This window comes from Maribellus sp. YY47, assembly GCF_023111095.1.
GTDB lineage: Bacteria > Bacteroidota > Bacteroidia > Bacteroidales > Prolixibacteraceae > Draconibacterium.
This window is the reverse complement of record NZ_JALGYW010000003.1, coordinates 240,263-253,092: the sequence shown is the minus strand read 5'-3', so window position 1 is coordinate 253,092 and position 12,830 is coordinate 240,263. Positions and strand designations below refer to the sequence as shown.

Annotated in this window: 9 protein-coding genes; 5 read left to right on the top strand and 4 right to left on the bottom strand. The window is 42.7% G+C overall.

The window, feature by feature from the left end:
* Positions 1-63 precede the first annotated feature (63 nt).
* Entirely contained in the window at positions 64-1,251 is a 1,188-nt protein-coding gene (locus tag MR764_RS03790; protein WP_247978062.1) for a family 16 glycosylhydrolase, read from the top strand.
* Positions 1,252-1,529: 278 nt separating this feature from the next.
* On the opposite strand, the gene MR764_RS20215 is transcribed toward MR764_RS03790, so the two are convergent.
* Together MR764_RS20215 and MR764_RS03785 are read right to left on the bottom strand one after the other, a co-directional pair.
* Positions 1,530-1,664 (bottom strand): hypothetical protein, encoded by a 135-nt coding sequence (locus MR764_RS20215; protein ID WP_282189120.1) that lies wholly within the window; start codon positions 1,662-1,664, stop codon positions 1,530-1,532.
* Positions 1,665-1,930: 266 nt separating this feature from the next.
* On the bottom strand, positions 1,931-2,551 hold the full coding sequence (locus MR764_RS03785) for a VTT domain-containing protein (protein ID WP_247978061.1): 621 nt from the start codon (positions 2,549-2,551) through the stop codon (positions 1,931-1,933).
* Between the two features lie 292 nt (positions 2,552-2,843).
* On the opposite strand from MR764_RS03785, the gene MR764_RS03780 reads away from it, so the two are divergent.
* Positions 2,844-4,493, top strand: coding sequence for a hypothetical protein (locus MR764_RS03780; protein ID WP_247978060.1), 1,650 nt, complete (start codon positions 2,844-2,846; stop codon positions 4,491-4,493).
* A gap of 22 nt (positions 4,494-4,515) precedes the next feature.
* On the opposite strand, the gene MR764_RS03775 is transcribed toward MR764_RS03780, so the two are convergent.
* Positions 4,516-4,824 carry a hypothetical protein gene (locus tag MR764_RS03775; RefSeq protein WP_247978059.1) on the bottom strand — a complete coding sequence of 103 codons (309 nt, stop codon included), beginning with the start codon at positions 4,822-4,824 and terminating at the stop codon, positions 4,516-4,518.
* Positions 4,825-5,131: 307 nt separating this feature from the next.
* Positions 5,132-5,839, bottom strand: coding sequence for an FCD domain-containing protein (locus MR764_RS03770; protein WP_247978058.1), 708 nt, complete (start codon positions 5,837-5,839; stop codon positions 5,132-5,134).
* A gap of 180 nt (positions 5,840-6,019) precedes the next feature.
* Between MR764_RS03770 and MR764_RS03765 the strand changes: the two genes are divergently transcribed.
* From MR764_RS03765 to MR764_RS03755, 3 genes are all read left to right on the top strand, one after another.
* Positions 6,020-9,373: a SusC/RagA family TonB-linked outer membrane protein gene (locus tag MR764_RS03765; RefSeq protein WP_247978057.1), complete on the top strand. Its 3,354-nt coding sequence runs from the start codon at positions 6,020-6,022 to the stop codon at positions 9,371-9,373.
* A gap of 123 nt (positions 9,374-9,496) precedes the next feature.
* Positions 9,497-11,062, top strand: a complete 1,566-nt coding sequence (locus tag MR764_RS03760; protein WP_247978056.1) for a RagB/SusD family nutrient uptake outer membrane protein — start codon at positions 9,497-9,499, stop codon at positions 11,060-11,062.
* Between the two features lie 131 nt (positions 11,063-11,193).
* On the top strand, positions 11,194-12,822 hold the full coding sequence (locus MR764_RS03755) for a sialidase family protein (RefSeq protein WP_247978055.1): 1,629 nt from the start codon (positions 11,194-11,196) through the stop codon (positions 12,820-12,822).
* Positions 12,823-12,830: the final 8 nt, after the last annotated feature.

Below are 12,830 nucleotides of genomic sequence, written 5' to 3'. Positions count from 1 at the left end.
TAATCTTCCGGAGACCGAGCCGGTTTCCGGAAGATATTTTGATTAACTAGAAAAAATTAAACAATGAGATACAAGAATTATTTATTAGGCCTTTTATTCCTGGGGGCAAGCATCACTGCCTGTTCCGAAGAAGCAGGTGATGATAATCCTTTTAATTTCCCGGAAACAGAAGACGGAAGAATTATTCCGATTGACCATATTACCGTGCAAACAACAGAGAATGTAAAGATTGTTGCAAAACTTGATCGCAATCCGGTAAATGGAGTGGATACTGCCCGTTTTTACGGAATTCAGTATAGCGAAGCGATTAAAGCGGTCAGCTACAGGCTGCTTGATGGCGCCACAATGTCGCCGGTACCGCCGGCCATTACCGATAGTATTCAGATATCGGCAGGAGGGAAGGTTTACAATGTGCGCGATTACTGGGAAAAGGTGGAAGTTTACACCGTTACCACAGCCAAAAATGAGAGCTATAAAATTGCTTTTAAACTGGAAGATTATGTGGGTGAAGTGAGTGGCGCAGGAACCGCAGATGAACCCAAGGTAAATGAACCGGGTACGCTGTTTATCGATCTTTTTAATGCAGCTAATCCTGTTCCTGACCAGGAGGTTTGGAAACTTTGTACAGCAGGTTCTTCAGCCTGGGCCCGCTATTTTGCTGCTGTTGAAGGCTACGAAACCGTAAAAGTTGAAGACGGTTACCTGAAACTGACGGCCAAAAAAGACGGCGACGATTATAAAAATGCAGGTATCCGCACATACAATGGTTTTCCAAAAAATTCACGCGTTGAAGTAAAAGCACGCCTGACCAAAAAAGTGCGTGGCGGATTCCCGGCAATCTGGCAAATGCCAATTAACGGAACAGCCTGGCCATCGGCCGGAGAAATTGACATCATGGAATGGATACAGGGAACGCCTGCTCAAATTTACCAGACGTTACACTACAACGACGACCAGGATACTAAACTTGACAACACTACGGGTGTTGCGCCAACTTACGACGTTACCGAATGGCACATTTATGCCGTGGAGCGCAGCGATGAAGCAGTTGTATTTTTTGTCGATGGAGTTGAAACCATGCGTTACCTGAAACAAGGTAAAACAAGCTCGCAATATCCTTTTGGCGATTGGAATTATGATATCATTTTAAACTTCTCGCTTGGAGGAACAGGAACCTGGCCGGGACCCATTTATGATCAGGACCTGCCCGGTGAGATGTGGGTAGACTGGGTACGTGTAATTACTTTGTAAGATAAATTCTCATAAATAGAAAATTCAGTAATGAATTTTCACTCGATGACGAGGTACTTAATTAGTTGAAAAGGTAGAGTGTTTAGGACACTGTTGCACCAGTGTCCTCTAGTTTAGTTTGATTAGATTTAGGTTTAATGACCCTTAAAAGCCTCTCGCAAGAGAGGCTTTTTTGTATTATGCACGCAGAGGTATTATCGGTAACAGGTTTTTGTGCGGCGGTATTTTTTTATTTAAAAAAGGAAATTCGTGTTTTCATTTCAACCGGATACGCACTACTAAACAACACCAATTGCCTGCAGAAAAGCGTTCCAGTCCCAGTAATCTTTATCCCAGCTTATCTTTTGGTTTTCAATCTTCATGATAGAAATCCCCGGAAACTCAAAATATTTTTGGGTGGCAGGAATTCCCATCTGGGGCCAGCTAACGGAAGTTGTGCCTCGGCATCCAGTCGTGGATCATACAGATGGCGGTCGATTCGTGCGAGTATTGCAGAGCCGGTTGGGCGTTTCATATCATCGAAATCAAAAGGGCTACCAACGTGTGCCCGTTGTTTTGTTTTATCGATTAATACTCGTATTCGGAATAAGAGTTACAATTTTGAAACGCTTTGACACTGCCAACAAAATGATTTGGGGCTATTTATATCCGAAAAGGGAAAGTAGGCTAAAGGTGGAGCTTAAAAAATTCCAAAGATGACAAAGGCGTAAAGGATAAAACGCATGTAGCGGAAAAGCGCCCAAAGCAAATAGTTTTTAAAATTGTATTTGATCAGGCCCGACGCCAGGCTAACAATCGAATGCGGGATGGGCGAAACGGCGCCCAGGAAAACAAACAAACCGCCCCATTTCCTGAGGTTGATAATGTGTTTTTGCAATTTTGTTTCAATACGGTTTTTTATGTAGGGGATCATAGACAACCGGGTACCCACAAAGTAGGCGATTATTCCTCCCAGATACGATAAAGAGGCCAGTATAAATAAAGAGCCCCACGGCGTTTCAATTTTAGAGGCCCAGGCAATAAATACTTCGGGTGGCAATAAACCTAAAATGGTTTCAGACAGCAGAAAAACCGAGTATATAATCTTGGGAGAATAGACTGTTACGAGGTTGTTGAGCAACAAATTAAAATCCAAAAGAAATATTTCGAGGCTGATTAATATCAGTACAAAAATAGCCGTAACAGTGCCTCCCTTGTACGCCGTACTTTTCAGAAAGGAATAAAACCTTGTGATCCTGTAATAGCGGTTCAGGATGGCTAGGCGTTTGGGAGTGAGGCTGAATAGCATATTTTTTATCATCGTTTTATTTTGATCGCAAAGGAAACCTAAAATAGCTTATAATAACACGATTGAAGGAGGAAATGTTGTGCAGATTCGAAAAAGTTACTGCAATTTTTATAAGGCAGAAGTGGCGTTTTAGCGAGTTGAGAACATTTGTTAATTAAGAGGTTCGAAAATCAGGGGAAGAGATACAGCCTGAAATCTTCCAACCAACAGACCGTTAACGCACTTCAGGTGAAATGTCGATAGCTAAAATTTGTGGGATTAATTCAGAGTTTATATTTTCGGGGCTGACTAAACCATAATACCGATGAAACAGGCAATTTTAATTTTTACCTTACTTCTTTTTGTAACGATCTCGTTTGGCCAAAGCAACGCCGATTCTCCTGAACATGTAATAACATTCAAAAAAGGCAAAACAATAGTTCAAACAAGCGAAGATGGGAAGATGCTAATAAATGTGTCTCCCAAAGATTTGCGAAAGTTTAAAGCCGATGGAGTGGTGCGTTACAGTAATTTTGGCGCTGTTGGCGACGGGAAAACCGACGATATGGAAGCCCTGGTGGCAACACATGCTTTTGCCAATCAGGAAGGGCTTGGCGTAAAGGCCGACGACGGCGCCACTTATTATATCGGAGGAAAGGACCGCACGGCTGTTATTCGCACCTCTACCGATTTTGGAGAGGCCAGATTTGTTATTGATGATACAAACGTACAGAACCGAAATGCGCATGTTTTTTTGGTGAACTCGGCCCTGGAGGCTTTCAGACCTGAGGGGATTGTTTCGTTGAAAACAAATCAGAAAAAGATCGCTGTTTCATTACCTGCCACTTGTCTGGTCACGGTTACCGATTCAAATGTAAAACGCTACATCAGGTTTGGGCCGAATCAAAACAACGGATCTTCGCAAACCGATATTTTTATTGTCGACAAAAATGGGAATGTAAATATGGACGCTCCGATCATTTGGGATTTTGATCAGATCACCGAAGTAACAGCTCTCCCCATCGATGAGGAAACACTTACCATTACCGGCGGACATTTTACAACGATTGCAAACAGTGCCGAGTCGAAATACACGTATTACAACCGGGGAATTGCCATCAAACGTTCCAACGTACTGGTGGATGGACTGGAACACCGCATTGTAGGCGAGGGAAGTCATGGTGCGCCTTATGGAGGTTTCGTCAATATCAGTGAATGTGCCTGGGTAACGGTTAAAAACTGTATTCTCACGGGGCACAAAACCTACCAGACAATAGGCTCGGCAGGTGTGCCGGTTTCGATGGGAACCTATGATATTACCGTGAATCGTGCCCTTAATGTCTCGTTTGTAAATTGTAGCCAGACCAACGATATTAACGATAACCGATACTGGGGAATAATGGGATCGAACTATTCCAAAAATCTTTTGTACGACGGATGTACGTTTTCCCGGTTCGACGCACATATGGGCGTAGCCAATGCTACCATTCGGAACTCAACGCTGGGCCATCAGGGAATTAATGCCATTGGGAGCGGTACTTTTATAGTAGAAAAATCCACGATTCGGGGACGAACTTTGATTAACCTGCGCTCGGATTACGGCAGTACCTGGAAGGGGGAAATGATTATTCGCGACTGTGTTTTTGTTCCGGCAAACGGAAGCAGCGTTAGTGCATCGCTTATTGGTGGTTCCAATTCGGGGCAGCACAACTTTGGCTACACCTGTTATATGCCTGAAAAAATCATGATTGAGGGACTATACATCGACGATACGAATCATCCGGAGGATTACCGGGGACCGGCCATTTTTACCAATTTTAATCCGAAGATGACCGACGATTCATTTGTCGAGGCCTTTCCCTATATCACGACCAGGCAGGTAATCTTAAAAAAGGTAACTACTGCCAGCGGTAAGAGTTTAAGGGTAAGTGATAATCGCTACATGTTCAAAGAGGTAGATATTCGTAACGAATAGGAGGCAAATTTCAAGATCACTTTTATTCCATCAGTTGAATCATAATTTCAATCACTTTAACTGAAGGAACTTCGAAGGACTGTGGCTTGGGCAATGGTGGCTGCAAGTTCCGATTGTTCGAACTTTTCCATCGATTCCTTTGAATCCCGGATGGACACTCTGCCTTACTCGCCCGGTGTGCCAAATTCATGCAATAGTTTTGAGCGATGACGGGAATAGCTTTGAATTGAGGTTCCCGGTCATGGGCTGTTTTCAGCATTTCTTCATCCTGCAGTTCGGTTTTTAGCCGCACAATCTGTATGATGGTTCCAATCGATTGTTGCTTCCTCACTGTTTTATTGAAGTCGTTTTTCCCAAAATTGCGAGTGTTTAGTAAAAGTCACAATAAGAGATTACAACAATTGGTAGATCGAATGGTTTAGCGCTTGGCTGCTATCGAAGACAAATCATCAGGTTGACACCTTGTCTTTTCTGAAAATCTATCGAAAATCAAAAGCAAAATCTGGTTCAAAGTTTTATGACTCACCCTGATTTTGTCTGCGACACAATCTTCCCTCTCTATGCATAGAGAGGGAGCGAGGGAGAGTAAAAATCTTTACTTTCATATCTGTTGGTGATTCCTGAGAATCATGATTGTTTTATTCAAATAGCCGGTTGAAATGATTGTCAAGATGTTTACGCATGGCTTCTCTAAACTTTTTGGGTGTTCCCGTTCTTAAAATCTCCACCAGTTCTTTGTGCGAAATGTATTTCTTTTTGTTGATCGGCTTGTTGATTATCCCACTGTCGTATACATAGTTAAACGCAGGGAGCAAAACGTTTTGAAAGTTAATAAGCGTTTCATTTTTTGTTATATCGTAAAGTTTCCCGTGAAATTTGATTTCGTGCTCGATATCAAACAATACATCCTCCGAGGCAGTTGGTTCTGAATTAATAATCTCCTCCAATTCTTTAATGTCATCTTCGTTGACATATTGAAAAAGCGAATCGGCCATTCCAATTTCAAGAATCAAACGTATCTCAAAAATATTCCGTAGAGTTTCATTGTCCAGGATTTTGGGAATCATCGATCGCTGAAGGATTTGTGCCAGGTTCGGACTGGTAAGTACTGTGCCTTTGTGTTTTTTGGAGTCAATCAGTCCCATTGTTTTCAACCGGGTTAACGATTCGCGGATAACGGTCCGGCTAACTCCCATGGCAGTAGCCAGTTCAATTTCCTTGGGTATGGTGTCTCCAACTTTAAGTCCTCGGTTAATAAATATCTCTAAAAGCTCCATCTCAACTTTGTCAACCAGGCTGCTGGTATCAATGGTTGGGATATGATTTATAAGTTCTCTGTGTGGCATAGTAAATTGGTATTTAGTCCCTGAAAATTTAACACAAATTTTATAAAACATTTTGAATTAAAAAACAATTCTCTATATTTGTTTCGCATTATGTCATACATAAAGCATCAAAAGAGAAGTTTCAATTAAATCTAATTTAGATGAAAAGTCTAAATCAAATCAAACGTTAAAAAGCACTTTATGAGTAATTTGAAAGAAAAAAAACTAAAGAGTAGCAGATCGTTTCCGAAGCTTAGAGGAATATTTCTTGCTATGATTTGTTTGGTGTTTTTCCAAGCAGAAGGGTTTGCCCAGGCGAAAACTGTTACGGGTAAGGTTACCGCCGAAAACGGAGAACTGCTGCCGGGGGTATCAATTGTCGTAAAAGGAACAACAACGGGTACAATCACCAATATCGATGGCGAGTATCAATTGGAAGTTGGTGAAAACGATCTTCTGGTTTTCTCGTTTATCGGAATGGTGTCGCAGGAATTGAGTGTAGCCGGTAAACAAACAATCGACGTTGTTCTGGTAACTGCAACAGAAGCTTTGGATGAGGTGGTGGTAACCGGTTATGGAGGTAAGCAAAGTCGCGCAAAGTTAACCAACTCCATCGCTTCGGTAAAGGAAGAAACCTTAACAGGCGGGGTTCATGCCAACCCGGCTCAGGCACTTACTGGTGCGGTGTCAGGGTTAAAGGTTACCACTGTTTCCGGGAATCCAGGGGCCACTCCTTCGATTTACCTGCGTGGTGGTACCAATTTCGACGGAACCGGTTCTCCCTTGGTATTAATTGATGGTCAGGTCGGTGAATTCAACGACATCAATCCAAACGACATTGAGTCGATCGAGGTGCTGAAAGATGCAGGTGCAACTGCATTGTACGGAGCCCGCGCCAATAACGGTGTAATTTTGATTACCTCTAAAAAAGGAGGCAAGCCGGAGATTAAAGTGAGTGCAAAATTCGGTTTAAATTACTTAACACACGATTACAATTTTTTAGGTGCCGAAGATTACCTGTACTGGGTAAGAAAGGGGTATCAAAATGCTTCTCAGATGTACCAGAAGGCAGATGGTTCATGGGTGGGCTATGGCAGTGCATCTTCTTTGAGTGGCGCAGCTCCCTATGGTATTGGTAACCGTTACTACGATGATAATGGCAATCCGTTGGATGGGAACAAAACATCACTGGCTGTTTATAGTCCGATGGTTTATACTTCAGATCTGGCATTCTTACTTAACGAAGGCTGGCAAACTATGATTGATCCGGTTACCGGGCAGGAGATTATTTTTTCGGAATTTAATAAGGAAGATGCCGCATATAACAATCCGGCGCTAACGCAAGACTATAACATTAGTTTTAGCGGTAGCAACGACCGGGGAAAATACTATGCCGGTATTGGTTATTACGATGCCGAAGGACAGCCTGTAAAGACGTGGTACAAAAGATTAAACTTTACGTTTAACGGTGAATATAAAATCAGGTCATGGCTTACTTCCAACAGTAATTTCCAGTTCACCGATGCCAAATGGTACAATGTTTCAACTACCAATGAACAAAACTATTTTGGACGTATCCAGAGTACACCGCCGACGCAACGCGAATACAACCCTGATGGTGAGCTAATTTTAGGAAACAACGTTGGTGATGGTAATCCGCTCGTTAACGTTGACCGATTGAAAAGAGATAACAATACCAATAAATTTATTATGGGACAAGGTTTCAGGATTGATTTCCTTTCGAACCTGAGTCTGAAAGTAAACGCTCATTGGCTACTGGACCAGGGATACTACGAAGCATTTAATAAAGATTACCTGAACAGACCTGGTATTTGGAATACAAGTCGCAGTTCATCGGCCAGCTATGATAAAGAGTTGAGTCAAACCTACAATGCCGTTTTGAATTATGACCTTACAAAAGGGAAACACGCCGGTAGCGCCCTGATCGGTTACGAGTATTACGACAAACAGTGGAAAGGTTTAAGCGCCAGCGGTAGCGGTGCCCCAACCGATGATTTCGCTGATCTTGGCCTTACTTCTACAGAAGAAGGAAGACGTTCGATTGATACCTATCATACTGAAGAAAGAATTCGCTCCTGGTTTGGACGTGTGAATTACGACTATGCTGAAAAATACCTGGTTTCAGGGACCTTCCGTTACGACGGTTACTCACGGCTTTTGGGTGATAACCGCTGGGGATTCTTTCCCGGGGTATCTGCCGGTTGGATCGTAAATAAAGAAGACTTTATGAAAGATTACAATTCATTGATTTCTTTCTTGAAGCTAAGAGCCAGCTATGGTTTAAATGGTAACGTATCCGGAATCGGAGCCTATGAACTGCAGGGAAGTTATGGGACAACAAAATATAATAACCAGGTTGGATATGTTGTAGGTAGTATTGCAAATCCTGGCTTAAAGTGGGAACGTACCAAAACTGCTGAGGTTGGTATGGATATCAGTTTCCTTGAAAATATGATCAATACCAACTTTACGTATTATAACCGTTTGACTTTGGATAAGTATGCAAATATTCCTCTGCCAATATCTTCAGGAATTAGCTCAATCCGTTCAAACAATGGAGAGTACAGAAACAAGGGGTTGGAAGTTGATATGTCGGTAAAAGCATTACGTAAAGGCGACTGGACATGGGACGTTTCAGCCAATATTTCGTACAACAAAAGTATTGTAGAAAAGCTTCCGGACAATGGTCTGGAAAATAACCGTCAGGGTGCTTTCCAGGTATACGACGGAAAAACCGGCAACCTGATTTGGGTAGGCGGTTATCAGGAAGGTCAGCAACCCGGAGATTTGTACGGATTTAAAGCACTCGGCGTTTTCGATGACTGGGATGAAGTGAATGCTGTTGCTGCCGACAGAATAGATAAAACAACCGGTTGGTTTGGTTCGAATGCCCGTCCTGTTTACGGGCCGGACGCGTGGGAGGCTCTGGGGGATGCCAAAGGCAACGGTCTGGCTTTAAAACCCGGCGATATGAACTGGTTGGATGTAAACGAAGATGGAGTGATCGACAACTTCGATCAGGTGAAGATGGGAAATACCCGCCCGAAATGGTTTGGAGGAATCACTTCAACACTGGCGTATAAAAACTTTAAGTTTTATGCCCGAATGGACTACTCACTTGGTTTTGTTCAGGTAGACGCTCAGCGTGCCTGGTTCCTGGCAATGGCGCAAGGTACCTACAATACTACTGTTGATACAAAAGATACCTGGACCACCGATAATCCCACAGCTAAGTTTGCGGAATACCGCTGGGCCGATCAGTTGGGATCAAGGAACTATGCCCGTCAGTCTTCGCAATGGATTTACAAAGGAGACTATTTGGCTTTCAGAGAGATCTCGCTCTCTTATTCTCTTCCACAAACGCTACTCGAAGGAATCGGTGTGAAAGCTGTAACTTTATCCGTTGCTGGTCAGAATCTTGGCTATTTGACCGCATCCAAACTAAACAATCCTGAGAATTTTAGTTCGGGCGAACAATGGGCCGGCTATTCAGTACCAAAAACAGTGATTTTCGGCGTTGATGTTAAGTTTTAAGAGGCATTAATTAATAAATAGAAAAGAAATGAAACGACCATGACAAGTTTTTGCCACATACGCAAATGATTAAAATCATGGGAGTTCCATCTTATACTTTTGAAAACAAACAATATTAATAAGATGAAAAAGCATATAATAAACATAAAAGTTCTGATTCTTTTTATGGTTTCATTAGTGTCTTGCGATTCGCTTGATTTGGGGCCAATAGATTACTATGGCAGTGAGAATTTCTGGCAAAACGAAGCACAAGTGAACGGGTATATAACCGGCATACATGATCAGATTCGTAGTCTGCATTCAACATTCTTTATTTTAGGGGAGGCCAGAGGTGGACTTTTGAAAAGTGGAACAGGTTCTACCGGTACTTCGCTAAATGATTCAAGCCCGGTTAAAGACCAGGATTTTACCAAAGATAAAACAGGTATCAGTTCCTGGGGGGGTTTCTACCAACGCATCCTTTCTGTAAACCTGGGAATCTACAAGCTGGAGAACGAAGTTGATTTCCTGACAGATGCCAGTAAAGATTATTACCTGGGGCAATTATACGGATTAAGAGCTTTCTTGTATAGCTATCTGTATAAAACTTACGGAGGTGTGCCAGTTATTACCGAACCTAAAGTATTGCAGGGCGAAAACCGTGCTGAACCGTTGTACACTGAACGAAGTACTCCAAAAGCTGTACTCGATTTTATAAAAAGCGATTTGGCGCAATCAGAAAGCCATTTCGGATCGAATGTTGAGATCAAAGATCAAAAAGGATCATGGTCGAAATATGCCACTTTGATGTTAAAAGCAGATATCTATCTCTGGTCGGCAAAAGTAAGCACCGGAGATCAGACTCCTGCATCCGGTGATTTGGCCGTTGCAAAAGCTGCGCTGAATGAAGTAAAGGGCAAATTCTCCTTGCTGGATAATTTCTCTTCAGTTTTTGATTATGGCAATAAAGGAAACAACGAAATAATCTTTGCCCTTCGTTTTCTGGATACGGAAGCAACTACATTTCACTACCTGTTCCTGTATCAGTTAAACACCATCGCCACTAAATTTTTAGCTGATGGTTCGGCTGCTGTAGATCCCGCTGAAACCAAGGGAAATGGATTATTGCGTCACGAGTACATTTGGCCATTGTTTGAAAGCTATGATGAGCTTGATTCCCGCAAGTATTCAACATTTATTGATATTTATGACAAGGATCAAACCACAGGAGACTTAATCAATGGTGGACTGGTTATGCCCAAATTTATGGGATTGATTAATGCTGATGGTAACCGGGTTTATGCCGACGATATTCCTGTTTACCGTTATGCCGATGTGTTGTTAATGTTGGCAGAGGTTGAAAATATGGAAAATGGAAATCCTGCACAATACATTAACGAGATACGCGAGCGAGCCTATGGCGATGACTATAATCCTGCTGTGCATGCTTACGCCAATGCTGGATTTGAAGCCAACGAGTTGGCAATATTGGCCGAGCGCGATAAAGAATTTGTTTGCGAAGGCAAGCGTTGGTTCGACGTGCGTCGTATGCAGGATGCTTCAGGAGATCCGCTTGTGTTTTCGAACCAGGCAAATTATGGAAATCCTGCAGTTTTAAGAACAAGCGAAGCGCATAAATTGTTGTGGCCGGTCGATGTAAATACTTTAAATGTAGATCCGTTATTGGAACAAACACCGGGATATAATTAAAATCCGTTTTTTCATAGAGAATAAAGGTTTAGTTGGAAGTAAATCAGGGGCAAAATTGCCCCTGATTTCAAAACAAAAGACACTGGCTCCTGGGGAGTTTTTTATATTTGTGTAAATTAAAATTTAATAAAATGAGATATCACCTGCTTTGTGTATTGGGGTCGATTGTATTAGGCCTGTCGGCTTGTACCGGTTCAATTCAGACCGAATTGGAAGGAGTGAATAAGACACAGTTTCTGGAAAAGAGAATTCCGTTGTTTGTCGAAAAAGAGAATCCGGATATTTTCCAAATTAATCTGGATGTAGAGCAGGGAATTAGCTATAAACTTAAAAAAATTACATTGGTCCTTTCAGAAGGTAGTCAGGCCGATTTCTTAAATTCAGTTAATGTGGATTGGACAGCATCATTAACCGAAGACACACTTACTACAAACTTCTCAAAAGCCTTTCTATTGGCAGGGAATGAAATCGAGTTGGTAGGAGATGCTACACTTACCTCCGGAAGTCATACGCTGGCTTTTCAGTTTCAGGTGAAAAACGATGCCGTATTAACACAGCGTTTTTCAGTTGAAAAAGCCATCTTGACATTTGGCGGAAAACGTCTGGCAATCGACGTAGAGCAGCCTTTTGCCTACCGTCCCGCAAAACTAGTGCGTGCTGCCGGTCAGGACAGTTGCGATACCTATCGTATCCCCGGATTGGTAACAACCAATGAAGGTACACTAATTGCCGTTTACGATAACCGTTACAACAACAGCAAAGACTTACAGGAAGACATTGATATCGGTATGAGCCGCAGTACCGATGGCGGACAAACCTGGGAACCCATGAAAGTGATTATGGATATGGGCGAATGGGGAGGACTGCCGCAGGATTTAAACGGCATTGGCGACCCCAGCGTGTTATACGATCCCGTAAACCATACCATATGGGTAGCGGCAGTGTGGATGCACGGTTTCGACAAAAATCAAATGGGATGGTGGGCTTCAAAACCCGGTATGTCGCCCGAGGAAACCGGCCAGTTTATGCTGGTAAAAAGTACCGACGACGGATTAACCTGGTCGGAGCCAATCAATATTACCGAACAAATTAAAGACCCGGCATGGCAGTACCTGTTGCAAGGCCCCGGAATGGGGATTACCCTGAAGGATGAAACCCTGGTGTTCCCGGCGCAGTTTAAAGCCGACCTGGGCGAAAAAGCCATCGACGGGCATCAATATACACCACATTCGACTATTATTTACAGCAAAGATGGTGGCGAAACCTGGACCATCGGAACAGGCGCCAAAACCAATACTACCGAAGCACAAGTGGTGGAATTAAGCGATGGCAGCCTAATGCTAAACATGCGCGACGACCGCAACCGAAAAGATAAATCGGAAACCAACGGACGTGCTGTTGCCATTACAAAGGATCTTGGCAAAAGCTGGGAGATCCATCCTTCGTCGAATTCGGCATTGCAGGAACCCAATTGTATGGCCAGTTTAATTGCCGCCAACCTTGAATTAGAAGGTGAAACCAAACAGGTGCTGTTCTTTTCAAATCCAAATAATAAGAATCAGCGTACCAACATGACCATTAAAGCAAGTTTGGATGAAGGAATGACATGGCCCGAAGCGTACCAATTGGAATTGAATGAAGCGGGTGGCTTTGGCTATTCCTGCATGACCATGGTAAACGAAAATACCGTTGGGATTCTTTATGAAGGAGTGAAAGAGCTTTACTTTCAGAGTATTCCGGTATCAGACATCATACGGTAGTAAAATGT